Raw genomic sequence first — 17,476 nt, 5'->3', positions numbered from 1 at the left:
AATTAGTAAAATCAAAAAAAGAAAGATGAAAAACTGGTATGTAAGTATTGTTGTCGTGCTGGGAATGATCATAATGACACCCGCATTACAGGCACAGGAAACGGAAGTTATGGTAAGGGTGAAATCCAAAGACGCCAAATTTATTGGCAGTTCTATTGGGGGAGCCATGGTTCTCATCAAAAATGCTGAAACAGGAGAAGTGCTGGCCAGCGGAAAAACGAGTGGAAGTACCGGAGACACAGAGCTTATTATGAAGCAGGCCCACAGCCGTAACCAAAGGATCACCGATGAAAATACGGCCGGGTTCCTGGCTAAACTGGACCTTGAAGAACCGGTTTTTGTTACCGTGGAAGCCCAGGCCCCATACAATAAGAAGCAGGCAAGGGTAATGAGCAGCACCCAGCTGTGGCTTCTACCCAGGAAAGATATTACCGGCGAAGGATTGATCCTGGAGGTACCAGGATTTGTTGTGGATATACTTTCCCCTCAAACTCATGAGCGAATTAGTGAAGACAAAACCATAACAATAAAAGCAAATGTGGTGATGATGTGCGGTTGCCCGGTCACGCCCGGCGGAATATGGGATGCCGAAAAATATGAAGTCAAGGCTATACTAAGCCGCGAAGGAACAAAGGTGAGCGAGCTGGAACTCAAGGCAAAAGATAAGCCCAGCACATTTTCGGCAGAAACTACTCTAGAAAAGGGACTTTATGAGCTGCTTATTTACGCTTTTGATCCTGTTAGTGGAAATACAGGATTGGACAGAACAAATTTCATTGTGAATTAGTCTGGGTGGCAAACCATCAGAAAGTCTAATTATCCCGACCTGAGAAGGTGAGAATAAGGTCGAAGCCGGTTTGGCACCCACTCATGATCCCATTACAGGCCCATATTTCCCCTTTGAAGTAACTGAAAGCTTATTCTGTGGCGCGGGGAAAGTAGTCTTCGGGAGGTACAGTGGATTAAATTTGACTTATCAAAAATGTTAAAAATTAATTGTTTTTAATTTTTAAGTCTTTGAAAATCATAACTTAACAACTCATACAAGAAGTTATGAGAAAGAAACCGACCATCCAGTTTTTATCTGTCCTCTTAGTCTTATGTCTCAGTTTTGGTACCTTCTCCTGTAATGAAAGCAAAACACAAGGTGATCCTGAGCAGGTAGCTTCAGGGGAAATGAGCCTGCTCCAGAATTCTTCCGGGGGTATTTTAGCAATGAATTCTGAAATTCTTCCAGTGGGCGCTAAAAAGGATACTAATGTCCTGCTCACAGTAGATACCGAAAACATTACGGAAGAGACAGTAGAAGACTATGTGAAAATATCTGATGATCGATCGGGATCCTCAGAACACGTTCTGCCCTCAAATCATGTTGCTTTGGTTGACAAGAATATGAAAATATACTGGAGTGCAGAAGCTTTGAATCCTCAATTAGGAACTACGGTAGATGTGCTGGGGATCTTTAGGAAACCAGAGGGGGGTGCAGAAATTCTGGACGGGGTTTTTCGCGATCCTAATAAAGACGGAATTGTCATAGGGAAGATCAAAAATAAAAAGGTAGAAGGTCTGGAGTATTATAATATTATGATAAGGATTAATAAGGAAACCCCCAGGACTTTTGTCATTGATCCCAAACTTCAAATGAAGCATGATTAGGAAGAGGGAAGAGAGCCATGAGACTTTTATATAGCAGCGTAAAGCCTTCCCCGTTTTTCCTGGGTCCCGGGTCTCATTTTTGATTTGATGAATTGCGCTTCGGTTTCAAATAAATGCTAACTGAAAGCTGCTGGTTTTTAGCCTGGTTCAAGCCTGTCTATAACATTGGCTGTATCTTCCATGAGGCCACAAACCACAGCTGAAGTATCCCTTTCCAGCGGTCCGGAAATAATTCTTTAAAAAATTTATCGTGCCGGGTCCGGCAAAATTAACTGCCATTATTCTTTGGCGGTTGTATCTCCTACAGTATTATGAAGAGCTGAAAAAGTGACTTCTGGATATAAATGTTTGTGAAGAAATCTTGTAAAACACAATTAATTTTCTACAAACTTGAGCTCAATGATAAATGTCATTGAATAAGACAGTTACAGTTGGTAAATTCAGATTACCTAAATATTTGGAAAATGGAAATTTCACCATTCCTGGCGAAATTCTGGGGTTGGTATCTGTTGATATTCTTTTTTATCCTCAGCTTCAACCCGGTGAGGATCAAACAGATTTTTGATGACCTTAAAGATCAAAAATTCCAGATCCTTGCAGCCTTTATTGCTATAGTTGTGGGATTATTAAATATTCTGTTTCACAACATCTGGCAGCCGGACTGGCGGTTTATTATCACGCTACTGGGATGGGCCTCACTTTTAGTAGGCCTGGGACTGTTTGTTTTTCCTGCTTCCACTACTCAAAAACTACAAGTAGTGAATGTGAAACTGGTTCAGACCATTTATTTTCTCCTGTTTTTGCTGGGTATCTTTCTGCTGAATATGGGATACCAAATTGTTCAATATTAACTGTAAAAAGCACCTGTCATGGATAAGTATATACGGAAATTTAGAGAAATTGGAATGAAGGATGTTCCTCTGGTGGGAGGGAAAAATGCATCCCTGGGGGAAATGTTTACTGATCTGGCCTCACATGGGGTAAGGATTCCCGATGGTTTTGCCACTACGGCCGAAGCCTTTAGAAGTTATCTTAAGGAAAATGAGCTGGATCAAAAACTGGAAAAGCTTCTGAAGGACCTGAAGCGGCCAGATTATTCCAACCTGAATAAAATAGGGGAAGAGGCAAGGCAGCTTATTTTGGGTGGTAATTTTTCCGAAGATCTCGAGCAGGCAATAGTACAGGCCTATAAAGATCTAAGTGGAGAAAAGCATATTGAGGTTGCTGTGAGAAGCAGTGCTACGGCCGAAGACCTTCCACAGGCAAGTTTCGCCGGTCAACATGATTCTTTTCTGAATATTTCCGGCGAAGAGGCATTGTTAAAATCTGTAAAGAACTGCTTTGCTTCTCTCTACACAGACAGGGCGATAAAATACAGGGAAGACCAGGGATTCGAGCACCGGGAAGTTGCCCTTTCTGTTGGGGTTCAAAAAATGGTGCGATCAGATCGTGGCAGTTCGGGAGTTGGGTTCACTATTGATCCTGAAAGTGGTTTTAGAGAAGTCATACATTTAGCCGGCGTCTGGGGACTTGGCGAAAACATTGTGCAGGGAACGGTAAACCCTGATGAATTCTATGTTTTTAAGCCGGCTCTTGTAAAAGAAAAGCTGGCGATTATTCAGAAAAAACTTGGGGCTAAGGAGAAAACCATGGTCTATGCCGGTTCAAACGGGCATGCCTCAACAATGAACATGGATACCGAACCTAAAAAGCAGGACCAGTTCGTATTGAATGACAAAGAAATACTTGCTCTTGCCAAGTGGGCCCTGGAAATAGAAGAGCATTACGGAAAGCCTATGGATATTGAATGGGCTAAAGACGGAATCACCAATGAGCTATTTATAATTCAGGCAAGGCCAGAAACAGTCCATACTTCAGTAAAGGAAGAACTTCAGCTGCAATATAAGCTTCTGGAGAAAGGTAAAGTCCTGGGTAAAGGAAATGCTATTGGTTCCAGGATTGCGGTGGGACCTGCCAGGATTCTCGAGTCCCCACGCGAGGCAGATAAACTGCAAAAGGGTGATATATTGGTAACCGAAACCACAAGTCCCGACTGGGATCCATTACTCAAAAAGGTCGCCGGGGTTGTCACAGATCGTGGGGGACGTACAAGTCACGCTGCTATAGTTGCAAGGGAACTCGGTGTTCCTGCGGTTGTAGGCTCGGGTGCTGCTACCCGCAACATCAAGGATGGGGAGATGATCACAGTGTCTTGTGTGGAAGGGCAAACCGGGTTTATTTATCAGGGAGAGCTTAAATTTGAAACACAAGAGATCGACTTTGGAGAGATAAAAATGCCGAATACAGAGGCCAAGCTTATTCTTGCAGATCCGGAAAGGGCATTCCAGCTCTCTTTTTATCCTAACAACGGTGTTGGCCTTCTTAGAATGGAATTTATTATTACTCATATGGTTAAGGTACACCCAATGGCTCTTATAAAATTTGATGAATTAAAAGATGAAGAGGCTAAAAAAGAAATTAGTCACCTCACCAGGAATTACCCGCAAAAGGAAGAATATTTCGTGGATCAATTGTCCCAGGGCATTGCCACCATTGCAGCTGCTTTCTATCCTAAAGAGGTCATTGTTCGTATGAGTGACTTCAAAACTAATGAGTATGCAAATCTTATTGGAGGGAAACAATTTGAGCCTGAAGAAGAAAACCCGATGCTGGGCTTTAGAGGAGCTTCCCGGTATTACCATGACCTGTACCGGGAGGGATTTCTGCTGGAATGCAGGGCGCTAAAAAAGGTAAGGGAAGAGATGGGTCTCGAAAATGTTAAATTAATGATCCCATTTTGCCGAACCGTAGAAGAAGGTGAGAAAGTAGTCAACCTCATGGCCGAAAATGGATTGAAACGCGGAGAAAACGGCTGCGAGATCTATGTCATGGTGGAAATTCCCAGTAATGTACTCTTACTGGAAGAATTTGCGAGGGTTTTTGACGGATTTTCAATTGGTTCTAATGACCTTACCCAACTCACCCTTGGTATAGACAGGGATTCGCAGTTAATTAGCTCCCTTTTTGACGAAAATAATCCTGCTCCCAAAAAAATGATCTCCCTTGCCATTGAAAAAGCCAATAAAACCGGGAAAAAAATAGGCTTGTGCGGACAGGCTCCAAGTGATTTTCCTGAATTCGCTTCCTTTCTTGTAAAGGCGGGAATAAGCAGTATTTCCTTCAATCCCGATGCTCTTATAAAAGGAATTAAGAATATTAAAAACGCTGAAGAAGAAAAAGAGGAACCCGTTGTTTAGGATTTCAGGTACTAAAGTTACTCCCGGCGGCATTTTCATAAAGCCGGGAGTAATTTTTTACTTAATGATCATTCCGCCGTCAATTACCTGTGTGGTTCCGGTCATGTACTTACTGTCATCGCTGGCAAGAAAGAGAGCAAGATCGGCTATCTCAGAATTTTCTGCATAGCGTACAAAAGGAATACTGGCTTCGAAATCTTTTCGGGAATCTGCAGGTTGCTCGGGGTGTATTTGTTCTTCAATAGAATGCATCATACGATTGTTCACAGGCCCCGGATGTATAGAGTTAACTCTTATTCCTTTAACTGCAAATTCCAGGGCAGCCGTTTTCATAATTCCTACCACTGCATGCTTGCTAGCCACATAGGCACCTAAATGAGGAAAACCTTTTAGGCCTGCTACAGAAGAGGTGATAATGACACTCCCTCCCTGGCTCATTTTTGGAATTAATTGCTGGCATCCCAACCACACCCCTTTTAGATTAACTGCGATTACTCTGTCAAAGACATCTTCGGGATATTGGGATATTGGAAAGAATTTACCTTCTATACCCGCATTTAGAAAAGCAATGTCAATCCTACCGAATTTTGATAGGGTAGCTTCCGTAAAAGCTTTATTATCGGCGAGCTTTGAAACATCGGCCGCGAAGGTGGCTGTTCGTTCCTTATCCAGGCTTTGGGTGACGTTACGAAGGTCATCCTCATTGAGATCTACCAACATCACCTTTGCCCCATGCGAAAGAAACAGTTCAGCTGTAGCTTTTCCAATTCCACCGGCCGCCCCGGTTACGACACAAACCTTATCCTTAAGTTTTTCCATTTTTTTATATTTTATTGGTTCGTTCAGTTGCGCTGGCTCGCCGGAGCAGATCAATGGCTTCTGAATCTTCTACAGGAGCAAAATTTTCATAGAATTGGCTAACACCTCTAAAGTATTCGGGAGTTTCCAGACAAACCACCTCATTTATTAAAGGGTGGTCTTCCATTTTCCTGAAAGTTTTAGCAGGGGCCACCGGGACGGCTACAATAATTCCTGCCGGAGACTGCTTTGCCAGTAGATCTACAGTTACTAAAACAGTACTGCCGGTCGCCACCCCGTCATCCACCAGAATGATCCATCTGTCTTTAAGTTCAATACCGGGAAATGTCTTGTGGTACAAGTGGTCCTTCTCCTTCACGACCTTCTTGACCCTTAAAATTTCGTTTAATAAATAATCTTCAGAAATTCCCTCGGCGGTATGATTAAGAGAATGACCTCTCATTCCTACGGCACCAATGGCATACTCCCTGTCGATGGGATGGCCTATTTTTTTTGTAATGACCACATCCAGGGGGACCTCTAATATTTTGGCCACTTCATAACCTACCGGCACACCTCCCCGGGGAATAGCAAGTATCACCGGATCCAAATTCCGGAACTTTTTTAGTGCAGCTGCCAGTAATTCTCCCGCTTCTTTTCTATTGTAGAACATAAGTTTTATGTAAGTCTTTATTTGATTTAATTATCTGAATTTAAGACTTTTATATTTATGAATTGATGATATTTATCAATTTGAGGAGTAGCCTTCAATTTTCGGGTTATTCTTTTTAAAGTCTTCTTCCTGTAAGGCGGGCTAAGTGAAGCAGGCAAAGATTCTGTGGATTTTTTCCTTGCGAAGACTGGTAATTATTTCTTTTTTTCAGTCAGACACTATAAATAATTTTCTGTCAAAGCATCAATTTTTACTATGAGCAGTTAAAATTTATAATTCTTAATTATTGTAAATTTATGGAAATAACTAACTAAAATTTTATTAAAATGGCAGACAATGAGCACCGAAATTCTCCAGGGACCCACAAAGCCTGGGAAGTTAACGAATCCAGTAGATGCCCTTTCTTAGGCGGGGCCGTCCATAAAACTGCCGGAAGCGGTACTACAAACCGTGACTGGTGGCCAAATATGTTGAACCTTAGTATTCTTAGACAGCACTCCAACCTTTCCGACCCAATGGGAGAGGACTTTGATTATGCTGAAGAATTCAAAAGCCTGGATCTGGCTGCAGTGAAAAAAGATCTCACTAATCTCATGACCGATTCCCAGGACTGGTGGCCGGCAGATTATGGACATTATGGAGGGCTCTTTATTCGTATGGCGTGGCACAGTGCGGGCACCTACCGTATTAGTGATGGAAGGGGAGGGGCAAGTTCGGGATCCCAGAGATTTGCACCTCTTAACAGCTGGCCAGACAATGCTAATCTTGATAAAGCGCGTCTCTTGTTATGGCCAATCAAACAGAAATATGGAAGAAAGATCTCCTGGGCAGATCTTATGATCCTTACCGGAAACGTTGCTCTCGAGTCTATGGGATTAAAACCATTTGGTTTCGCCGGTGGCCGGGAAGATATCTGGGAACCAGAAGAAGATATATACTGGGGGTCTGAAGGGGAGTGGGTAGGAAACAAAGAACGCTACGCAAGGGAAAACAAACTTGAACAGCCACTTGCAGCCTCTCACATGGGACTTATATATGTGAATCCCGAAGGTCCTAATGGTAACCCAGATCCCGTGGGTTCTGCCAAAGACATTCGTGAAACATTCGGTCGTATGGCTATGAACGATTACGAGACTGTGGCTCTTATCGCCGGGGGACATACCTTCGGAAAAACTCATGGAGCAGCAGATCCTGTTGAATATGTTGGTGCAGAGCCGGCAGGGGCAGATATCGTTGAAATGGGATTGGGCTGGAAGAATAAATTTGGTACCGGAAATGCCGGAAGCACTATTACCAGTGGTATTGAAGGGACATGGACAAAAACTCCAACGAAATGGAGTAACGGCTTCTTCGATAATCTCTTTGGCTATGAATGGGAATGTCATAAAGGACCCGGTGGGGCCTGGCAATGGAAGCCTAAAGACGGAGCAGGAGAGGGCACCATCCCCGATGCTCATGATCCTAATAAAAAGCACGCCCCATTCATGCTGACATCGGATATTGCGTTAAGGGAAGATCCCGAATATTTAAAAATTTCAAAACACTTCCATGAAAATCCTGATGAATTTGCAGATGCTTTTTCCCGGGCATGGTATAAGTTGACCCACCGGGATATGGGACCGCTTTCCCGTTACCTGGGACCCGAGGTGCCTTCGGAAGAACTTATCTGGCAGGATCCAATTCCCAAAGTAGATCATGAATTGATAGACCGCGAAGATATTGCTGAACTGGAGAAAAAGATCTTTGCTTCAGGCCTCTCTGTCTCCCAGTTGGTGACCACTGCCTGGGCTTCGGCATCTACTTTTAGAAATTCAGATAAACGTGGAGGAGCCAATGGAGCACGTCTACGCCTGGAACCACAAAGATACTGGGAAGTGAACAATCCACCGAAACTTCAGCAAGTGCTTACAAAACTTGAAGAGATTCAGGAGGAATTCAACAGTGCCCAAAAAGGCAATAAAAAAGTATCCCTGGCCGATCTTATTGTGCTTGGTGGAAATCTTGCTGTCAAAAAAGCTGCAAAAGATGCCGGCTATGATATAGGTGTTCCATTTGCCCCCGGAAGAATGGATGCCCTTGAGGAGCAAACAGATGCCGAGGCCTTTGAGCCGCTGGAGCCAAGAGGAGACGGTTTTCGTAATTATGTGAAAAAGAACGAATATATTTCTACCTCTGCAGAGGAGATGTTGGTAGATAAGGCACAGTTGCTTTCTCTTACTCCGCCCGAAATGACTGTCCTGGTAGGAGGAATGAGAGTTCTTGGAGCGAATTATGACGAATCAAAACACGGTGTATTTACAAACAGGCCCGGGAAACTTACCAACGATTTCTTTGTAAATCTACTGGATATGACCACCACCTGGCAGGCCCGAACCGATGCTCAAAACATCTTTGAAGGTCGTGACAGGAAATCTAATGAGGTAAAATGGACCGGCACAAGAGTTGACCTCATTTTCGGGTCTAATTCAGAACTCCATGCCCTTTCGGAAGTCTACGCGCAAAATGACTCTAAAGAGAAGTTCGTCAAGGATTTTGTAAAAGCATGGGACAAAGTAATGAACCTGGATCGTTTTGATTTAAAGAATTGATCTGTGTCACCGGTTTATTAGAAAGAGGCTGTTTGAAAAGCATGTAATACGTCATCCTGAATTTATTTTTGGGATCTTAACTAATTGAAAATCAAAATCAATTAGAAGCTGAATCAATTTCAGCTTGACGAAAAATGGCTTTTTCAGACAGCCTCTTTTCACTTTATTACAGATCATTTTACTGTCGTTGCTGAAAAAGAATAGAGACTCGATCAAATATGTGGTGATCGTCAACTACAGGAAATTTTTAAAATAAACGTCAGTTATTTAGAGTCCTAAAAATGTCATTTTTGAAAGGGATATTTCTGAAATTGGCACCACATAAAAATAAAAAGCCCCCATGAACAAAAGTTTATGGGGGCAAGTTTTTAATTTGAGATCTTCTATTCTGAAGCAAAGTTTACCGTAGCCTGCGGCATCTCATCTTCAGTACCTTTCAGGTAGCTGTTGAACCAGCGCATCATCCTCACACTATAGTCATACCTGGCAGTTGATTTTCTGTTCCCATGGCCTTCACCGGGATATAAAACCAGTCTCACCGGGGTTTCTGTCCTGGTTTTAATATGACGGTAAAGTTCATATGACTGTCCCGGATCAACACGGGTATCTTCTTTTCCGTGAAGGATCAAAAGAGGCGTTTTAGCTTGATCTGCATAAAAAATAGGACTTCGCTCCAGGAAAAACTGGTAATCATCCCAAATTCTTTTTCGGCTGTGCACCAGGAACATTTCTTCCGGAATATCACTTGTTCCCCACTTTGAAATATTGTTGCTTATACCTACAGACATAACTCCTGCAGCAAACCGGTCGGTATGACGGGTGGCCATCCATGCTGTAGCGTAACCACCATACGATCCGCCGGTCACTCCCACGCGGTCTCTGTCCACATTTCTGTTTTCCACCAGGTAATCTACACCATCTATGATATCGTCAAATTCTTTTCCGCCCGGATCTCCCTGGCTGGATTTTGCAAACTCCACTCCGCGACCGGTGCTTCCGCGGTAATTAGGGTAAAATACAGCGTAACCTTCCCCGGCACCCATCTGGCCCGGCATGCTGTAAGAGGTAAGCCAGCCATTATCATAATGGGCTTCAGGTCCTCCATGAACCACAGTGATCAAAGGAGTTTTTCCCCCGCCGGAAACAGGATGAATAAGAATTCCTTCGATTTCCATTCCGTCGGCAGCTTTGTAGGTGATCACTTCCTGCTTTCCTAATTTTTCCTGGTCCAGCCATGGATTGGAATTAGTAACACGATTTGCAGTGGAAGCTTTGGGGTTTAAAAGGAAAAGTTCTCCCGGGTGTTGCGCTGTATTTCCTACAAAAGATATCGCACCATTATCGGCCATAGAGAAACTGGAAATACTAAGGTTATCATCCCTGTACATCTTATTCATTTTTCCGTCAAGGCTCAAAGTTCCAATGCTGCTGTAAACACCTTCACTGGCAAGGTAGGTAAGTGTTTTATTATCCTTCCATGCCAGGTCATCAAATTTCCCCGGGTAATCGGCCTGTAGGATCTTTGGACTGCCTCCGGTTGCCTCAGCTATAAAGATACGGCCATCTACCGGGTCATGTTGATCCTGTCCTGCTATGAATCCGATCCTTTTTCCGTCGGGACTCCATTTCATTGGGCCTAGCTTAGCTTTATGGTCTACTTGCGAAGTAACTTTTAACGAATTTGCATCGACTATAAAGATTTTTTGACCGGTGTAAAAATCATCAACTAAAGAAGAAGGAGCTGCACTAACTGCCATCTTTGCACCATCGGGACTCCATTCTACTGCCGTTGCATGTCCCTGTACCTCAAGGGAGCGGGGAGAGGGGCTACTAATATCTGTAACGTAGGCTTTTGAATTGTCGAGACCTTCTTCATAGATTTCCGGCTGATATGGAAGTTGGGAATCCTGCTTTTCTTTTGGTTCTTTTGAAATGAAAATGATTTTATTTCCATCAGGATTCCAGTCATAGGAGCTCATAGCATTTTTGAATTCATAGAGCTTTTGAGCTTCTCCGCCGTTCATTCCTATTTCGTAAAGAGAAGTAAATTTGTCCTTGTCCTTTTTAGCAGTGAAGCTAATGCTGTTATGCCCCGGTCTAAATTTCACATTGGAAACGCTGTAGCCGGTAATAAACGGCCTGTTTGATTTGCTCGCCTTGTCGTAGACATAGAGGTGAACATCTGCCGGTGCATTTTCTTCCTGTGGTGCCATAGGCTTAAGGTGCTGGTAAACGACCTTTTCCCCGTCTTCGGAGATCACGGTATTGATGATAAATTCCATTTTTGCAACATCCTGTGGGGTGAGCACATTTTGCTGGGCAAACACGGCGTTGCAAATAAGAAACATGAGTAATGTAAGGGATCTTTTCATTGCGGTTATTGAATTATAGTTAAACCTTATTTTCGCATCTTAAGATACGGGAAAATGAGCATTTGCCCAAGTGCATGTTTTAAGCCTTTACCACCTGGTACTGCGCTGAAGAAAAAGGCGGTTTTCTCATTCCTTCTGAAAGAATCAAAAAATAATCAGGTGGTACTTCTTTTCACGAAGCGTCGCTTCCAGATAAAGTATCTTAAGATAATGTAAACGGGAGCGGCAATAAAACCAAGAGCTATCCCGAAGATAAAAAACAGAAAGGTGAGAATCTTTATAAAGATCTTTGTGAGAAAAGATTTGCTCTTAGGGATATACCGCCGGTAAGGTGTGAAAAGATATACATTGGCGAGTACCGCGCTTATAACAAACCCCATAATAGGAATAAACCCCAGGAGAAAAGATACTCCGGCGAGTTTATAGAATTTCCTGTCCTGGTAACGAATATATTCCTTTGGAGTTGGAGAATCAAATAAAGTGGAACCGCAGAGATCGCACTGCTGAAATAAATCTATGCTTTTCAACTTGTTCCCACAGTCGGGACATTTTCGGTGAGAGGCAAGGTGGAGCCGGTGTTTTTCGAGATTAGATACTAATTCCTTTTTACGCTGCCCAAAAATGCCTATTTGGTGTACCTCCGGCTGCGGTGCTTTACAGTTATAACATTTTACCGCGAAGGGCAGGTTCATTTTGCCGCAGTTGGGGCAGGCGAGTTTTTGCTGTTCCAGTTTGCGTTCGGTTCTTTTCTTTAGAAGGATAAAAAAGCCTATAGCCGCTGCATAAACTGCAACCATTATCAGCCCGAGCCAGATAAGTAGCAGAAATCCGAAGATGACCAGGCTGTCCTCCAGCCAACTGCTTATTTTACTTATGTAAAAGTTGTCATCCTCATCTACGTCTTCTAAAAAGCTGATAAAATCCCGCCTTAGTCCCGCCAGCCAATGCACTGCGAGAGTTCCAAAAAGCAGGAGGATCCAAAGGGGATCAAAGGCTGCCCATTGAACTTTTCCAAGTACTTCTACAGAGGCTTCGTCCAGTAAATTAAGATTGATAATAAAAAATATTAGCGGCTTGAGGTAGGTTTCTGCATCTTTCAAAAAATTTCTTATCTCGGTACTTTTATCGCCCACGATCTCTAATAAACTTAAGCCTCCCAGGGTGTACAAAACCCAGTCCCTGGTGATAAAAGAATCTGTTGCAGGGGACACGAGTTCTCCCATTCCCGGGAAATATTGTGGATACCTTAGAAAAAGTGCTGCAAGAAAGGCGGGGAGGAAGGTTCTCATCGAGAACAGCGGAATCATACCTAAAATGCTGACAATTTGAACGAAAGTCATGAAAATGGGTTTAGGGAAGAAAAGATAGAAAAAATTGAGCAGGAAAAGGAGAAGCAGTAAAAAGGCTGCAATTAGAAATAGAACATTGATCCTAACTCTTTAATATCTTTCAATGGCTTAGGTGTCAAAAAGGTGTTTTTTGAAGTTCTTTTTTGGCGGGCATTAAAACATTAGGCAATCGGGATAAGACGATGTTTTATTACAGATCGGCATTTATATTCATAAGAGGCAGGTCGAGATGATTCAGGATCTTTTCGGTAATGTTCCTTCTAAAAACCGGGTTGAGACCACTGCGGCCATGGGTGATGACGCTAACCAGGTCACACTCGTAAGAGTTCACATAAGCATCTATTCCCCGCTCTTCATTATAGGCGTTTATAATAACCGGCTTAATCTGCATTTCAGAATAAGGAGCAGTGAAAAGCTCTAATTTTTTATTGATCCCGGTGGTTTCTTCAAAGAAATAAGGGGTGTTCACATATAGGATCTGTACAGAGGCCCCAAGTTTTTTTACTAAATCCATGATCCTGTTGAAGCTCTCTTGGGATTTTTCCAAAAAATCGGAGACGATTACCCATTTTTGAGGCAAATGGGGGTTAGCTCCCAGTTTAACGGCAATAACGGGAACCGGGGATTTGTGGAGCACCCTCAGGGTATTTGTGCCGGCTGTTTTATTCTTGCCTTTCTCGCCGTGGGTGCCTATCAACACCAGGCAATAATTCTTCTCGTTGATATACCTGTAGATTTCTTCCATCCCTGCATCAAAGACCAAAGAAGTATGGGCTTCAACATCCATATCGTGAGCCTTTCTTTCCAGGCTGAACAGTTTATCTTTGGCGTCCCCAATGGCGGCTTTGGTTTCGGGATAAAGATTCTCCTTCTCCAGAGGGAGCTTTCTCCATTCGACCGGGGTTGAAACCAGGTGCAAAAAAGTTATCCCGGTTTTAAGTTTTCCGGCGATCGCTAAACCAATATCTGATGCAAGATTGGCGGTTTCAGAAAAATCTGTAAGTACAAGAACATTTTTCATAGCCAGGAGTTTTACCTAAAAATATTTAATTGTTGGCTATGCAGAAATGACTTTTGTCATTATTGGTAATTAATTAAGAATAAGAGATCTGCCAGTAAAGTTTATCTGAAGTACTACCTGGTTTCAGAGGTTCGGAAAAGCTGAAGAAATTGAATTCGGACGGATAATAAATGAACCTTTACTGATTTGAATTAGGAAAAATAACCTTTTGAGGATGTTTTTTCAGTTCTTTCATGATGTGTGTAAATAACAAGGATTTTGTGGGACCCGAATTTTTTGGCTCAACAAGGAACCTTACGGTAACTTCGATCCAGGTATTGTTGTTAGCTGTAAAAATTACTGAAGGTTTCTCTTTGATTTCAAGCTCCTGGATCATAGAATCGGCAAGAATGGTTTTTAGTCTTTTTACCCTTCTCATCATTGCTTCTCCCAGTTCTTTTTCGGCAATATCTGTTACCAAAAGGGAGATAAAATCGAAATCACTGTCGTAGGAAACATAAAATTTGACTTCGTTCCAAATAAAAGGAAAAAGCGGCCAGGAATAGTTCACTACATATTCACTAAAGATTCGGGAATTGGCATATTTGATTATTCTTCCGCTAGGGTGATCCCCCGATAGGTAGTCACCACGAAACTCCCACAGGGTGGTGTCAAAATATCCCACATTCATTACATCACCGTAAACAGTTCCTATTTTTATCCTGTCTCCAACTTCATATGGCTTCCGAAGAAGAAGGTAAACCCATCCAAAAAGGCTGGTGAGGGGATTTTGAAGTGCCAAACCCAGGATTAATGAGATAACCCCGAAGGAGACCAGGGTCGCATACCAATTTGAAAACACAAGGGATATGACGATAAGAACAATAAGAAAGAAGCTGACAAAGTTGATGAGGCTTCTAAAATTATATGCACTGGCCTTATCATCTATTTTTCTTTTTAAGATCTTCCGCAGAAGACTGTTCAAAAAGAGTACAGTAGTGATCAATACCGAGCCTAATATGAGTTTTTTGGCTATTGGGAGATAAGCTTGAGAGATTGGCAGGTTGCCCGATTCCAGCAAAAAATAGAGGAGACCTGCTACTATAATTATAAGGGCTGTGTAGCCCACAAGAAGAAGGATTTCTCTTCTTGCACTGGGAAAGGTTTTCTTTGACGTACCGGTCTCTAAAAGGGCTTTTTTTACATTCTCTTCCTCAAGGATCTTTTTTATTTCTTCCTCTTCCGTTCTTTTGTCGGCATTCATTTTTAATCTTCTTTTTAGACCGTAAGTAATTGTGCTTCGGTTAAATTAAAGAAAATATTGTTGCAAGTTCTTTCAGGAAGGTTAAACCCAATGAAGATTTGATTCAAAAAGGTTTTAAAGGATGGCAGATTCTTCTTTAATTGGAATGGCCACTTTGAATAAATGATCTAAAACGAAAGAGACACCCCGGTCATAATAAAAAATTCATGGGCGAGGTCAACAGCATAATTTTCCATCCTGTATTCGAAAGATAAATCAAGTTCAAGATCCTTAAAAGAACTGTTTTCTACACCCAAAGAAAATCTTTGCTCAGCTTCAGGTTTGTGGTGGGCAGAAACGGCATATAAAGCTTCTGTGGATAAACCCAGGGAAAAAGCTTCGCTCATGGCATATGAAGATGCAAGTTCATATCTTAATCGGTGAGTCAAATGTTCTCTAAACCTTTGTTCCAGCCGAAACCTGTGCGAAAAGGGCAAATATGAGTTAACCGGGTCGATCTTTACCTGTTCAATAATTCGGAATTCATCTACTTCAGAAGAGTCAAAAAGTTCTTTAAAACGGTACCTAAGGCCGAGACTTAACACCAGTGACTTGCGCTCCCGGTAATTTGTAAAATGGTTTATTTCCAGATGTTCATTGCGGGAACCGGAAATTTTTTGCCCGTCCAGTCTCTCCTGAAGTAATCCCCTGTATCCTGCACTAATATCCATAGACCACCCTGTATTTACAGGCAGAGAAACTTCGAATTCATGATCGTAAAAGTAAGATTGGGAATTTTGAGAAAAAGCCTTGTTTATGCTCATTATGCAGAAGAGCATTAGAATTATAATTTTCTTCCTGGAAAAAGATGCCATAAGTCCTCGTTTTAAGCTGTGCTTTGTGATGTTCTTTTACTTTTATCCCAATATACATAGAGCCCGAACAAGATGAGGCTTATAATTGATCCCCATAACAATCCGGTTTTAAGGCCATCTGTACTTTCTCCTATCACTGCAATAAAAAGTGTGAGGGGGGCAATACCTGCTAAGGTGGCGGCAACAAATTTCCAATAACCCATTTTAAGGATGCCGGCTACAAAGCTAATGGCATCGTTTGAAAGAAATGGATTTAGCCGGGTGACAATAACTGCCCAAAATCCATAGTCATCAATAAAATCTCCAATTTTCTTTTCGTTTTTGTGACCTATGAGTTTTTCTACGATCAAAGGTCCAAAATACCTCCCGATAAAGTAACCTACAGAAGAGGCCGAAAATACAGCCACAAGAATTATAATACTTCCAAAGACGGGTCCGTATGCCAGTACCGAAACTACCATGAGTGCAATTGTGGGAATGACAAGGAGGAACATTTGCAGGATCATGGCCAGAACAAGTACTACCGGACCAAACCATCCAAAGTTTCCAACCCATGCTTCAATTCTTTCGTTATCATCGCTCGTGAGGACATTCCAGGCTTCAGTGAGAAAATCCTGAACCCCCGGAATAAAAAAGTAGGCGAGGACCAGGGAGACAATAATTAACGCTGAAATGTAAAGAGGGAGCTTACTTTGCTTTACCGAAGCTGTTTCAATAGAATTATTTTCCATTCTTGTTTTTAGTTTTACTATCTGAATAAGAAAATCCTACAGTTTCTGCATGAAGGATTTTCTTTTGGTTAATTTTTATTTATTTCCTGTTGAGAGAAACTCTAAGGATATTTGCAGGACCTTCTTCCGCTTCATTGGAAATGAATAGATCTCCTTCAGAATTAAAGGTCAATCCCTCGGGATTTGCAAAGTCTTTGGACTCGAAAATGAACAGCTCCTTAAGAGTTCCTCCTTTTTCGACAATTAAAAGTTTAGGCCTGGTGCCGTCAAGGATAAACAGCTCACCACTATGTGGATGGATATTCAATTCTCCCGGCGAAAATTTATTTTTCAATTTTTCATCTACCCGGTCAAAAAGAGGATCGGAAAGACTGACTTTAAACTCGGGCTTTTCACCTGAATCTTTTTTGTTGAGGTCAAAAGCATAGATCTCTTTTTCGTTTTGAGAATCTTTACGCTCTTTTACAGCCAGCAGGAGCCGATTGTTTACCGGATCGGCACAAATACCTTCAAAGTTGATCCCGGGCAGAGTGTTAGCTTTAGTTACATTCCTGTTGACCTGTGGGTTGGCACCCTCAAAATCTAATACTTCGAAAATAACTCCGTCGCTCCGCAGAACATATGCGTCATCGTCTATTACGGCTATTCCCTCATAATCTCCGCCATCGCCGAATTCTATTTCACTATCTATTTTGGAAGTTTGGAGATTATAAATATAAATTATCCCATCCTCATCCTGGATACATGCAATGCGACCTTTTCCAAGCCATGCAATCCCCGATACTTCATTAAGCACATCGGGTAAATCCCATTTTTGAAGGATCTCATAATTCAGGTTTTTGTTTAAATTTTCTGAAGGCTTTTCTTTAAAGGAGAAAAAGGTCAGCACCCCCACGATTAAAACTAGTATTCCAAAAATGATCTTTTTCATAAC

At 42.1% G+C, this 17,476-nt stretch carries 14 protein-coding genes; 5 read left to right on the top strand and 9 right to left on the bottom strand.

All coding sequences use genetic code 11. The features are described from left to right. The first annotated feature begins 25 nt into the window (after window positions 1-25). From OU683_RS12695 to ppsA, 4 genes are all read left to right on the top strand, one after another. Window positions 26-787 (top strand): hypothetical protein, encoded by a 762-nt coding sequence (locus tag OU683_RS12695; RefSeq protein ID WP_268138870.1) that lies wholly within the window; start codon window positions 26-28, stop codon window positions 785-787. A gap of 266 nt (window positions 788-1,053) precedes the next feature. Next, a complete protein-coding gene (locus tag OU683_RS12690) occupies window positions 1,054-1,656 on the top strand; it encodes a hypothetical protein (RefSeq protein ID WP_268138868.1) in 603 nt (200 codons plus the stop codon). A gap of 464 nt (window positions 1,657-2,120) precedes the next feature. Next, complete coding sequence (locus OU683_RS12685; RefSeq protein ID WP_268138866.1) at window positions 2,121-2,507, top strand: hypothetical protein; 387 nt, start codon at window positions 2,121-2,123, stop codon at window positions 2,505-2,507. An 18-nt stretch (window positions 2,508-2,525) separates the two neighbouring features. Next, window positions 2,526-4,913, top strand: coding sequence for a phosphoenolpyruvate synthase (gene ppsA, locus OU683_RS12680; protein WP_268138863.1), 2,388 nt, complete (start codon window positions 2,526-2,528; stop codon window positions 4,911-4,913). A 57-nt stretch (window positions 4,914-4,970) separates the two neighbouring features. Here the strand turns inward: ppsA and OU683_RS12675 are convergent, their stop codons facing one another. After that, complete coding sequence (locus OU683_RS12675) at window positions 4,971-5,732, bottom strand: SDR family NAD(P)-dependent oxidoreductase (RefSeq protein ID WP_268138861.1); 762 nt, start codon at window positions 5,730-5,732, stop codon at window positions 4,971-4,973. A 4-nt stretch (window positions 5,733-5,736) separates the two neighbouring features. Then, entirely contained in the window at window positions 5,737-6,384 is a 648-nt protein-coding gene (locus OU683_RS12670) for a phosphoribosyltransferase (protein WP_268138859.1), read from the bottom strand. A 326-nt stretch (window positions 6,385-6,710) separates the two neighbouring features. Between OU683_RS12670 and katG the strand changes: the two genes are divergently transcribed. Further along, window positions 6,711-8,972, top strand: a complete 2,262-nt coding sequence (gene katG / locus OU683_RS12665) for a catalase/peroxidase HPI (protein WP_268138857.1) — start codon at window positions 6,711-6,713, stop codon at window positions 8,970-8,972. Between the two features lie 383 nt (window positions 8,973-9,355). Here the strand turns inward: katG and OU683_RS12660 are convergent, their stop codons facing one another. The 7 genes from OU683_RS12660 to OU683_RS12630 all read right to left on the bottom strand — a co-directional run bounded on the left by OU683_RS12660 (window position 9,356) and on the right by OU683_RS12630 (window position 17,473). Beyond that, the gene (locus tag OU683_RS12660) at window positions 9,356-11,344 is read right to left on the bottom strand and encodes a S9 family peptidase (protein ID WP_268138855.1); all 1,989 of its coding nucleotides are present in this window, start codon (window positions 11,342-11,344) and stop codon (window positions 9,356-9,358) included. A 155-nt stretch (window positions 11,345-11,499) separates the two neighbouring features. After that, window positions 11,500-12,684 (bottom strand): Rcat domain-containing protein, encoded by a 1,185-nt coding sequence (locus OU683_RS12655; RefSeq protein WP_268138853.1) that lies wholly within the window; start codon window positions 12,682-12,684, stop codon window positions 11,500-11,502. A 199-nt stretch (window positions 12,685-12,883) separates the two neighbouring features. Next, window positions 12,884-13,714, bottom strand: coding sequence for a universal stress protein (locus OU683_RS12650; RefSeq protein ID WP_268138851.1), 831 nt, complete (start codon window positions 13,712-13,714; stop codon window positions 12,884-12,886). A gap of 178 nt (window positions 13,715-13,892) precedes the next feature. Further along, the gene (locus OU683_RS12645; protein ID WP_268138849.1) at window positions 13,893-14,957 is read right to left on the bottom strand and encodes a mechanosensitive ion channel family protein; all 1,065 of its coding nucleotides are present in this window, start codon (window positions 14,955-14,957) and stop codon (window positions 13,893-13,895) included. 167 nt (window positions 14,958-15,124) lie between these two features. Next, window positions 15,125-15,811 (bottom strand): DUF2490 domain-containing protein, encoded by a 687-nt coding sequence (locus OU683_RS12640; RefSeq protein ID WP_268138847.1) that lies wholly within the window; start codon window positions 15,809-15,811, stop codon window positions 15,125-15,127. A gap of 11 nt (window positions 15,812-15,822) precedes the next feature. Next, entirely contained in the window at window positions 15,823-16,542 is a 720-nt protein-coding gene (locus tag OU683_RS12635; protein ID WP_268138845.1) for a TVP38/TMEM64 family protein, read from the bottom strand. Between the two features lie 79 nt (window positions 16,543-16,621). Then, window positions 16,622-17,473, bottom strand: coding sequence for an SdiA-regulated domain-containing protein (locus tag OU683_RS12630; RefSeq protein WP_268138843.1), 852 nt, complete (start codon window positions 17,471-17,473; stop codon window positions 16,622-16,624). Window positions 17,474-17,476 lie beyond the last annotated feature (3 nt).

The organism is Salinimicrobium sp. TH3 (assembly GCF_026676115.1).
In the GTDB taxonomy this organism is placed as follows: domain Bacteria; phylum Bacteroidota; class Bacteroidia; order Flavobacteriales; family Flavobacteriaceae; genus Salinimicrobium.
This window is presented reverse-complemented; position numbering and strand designations above follow the sequence as displayed.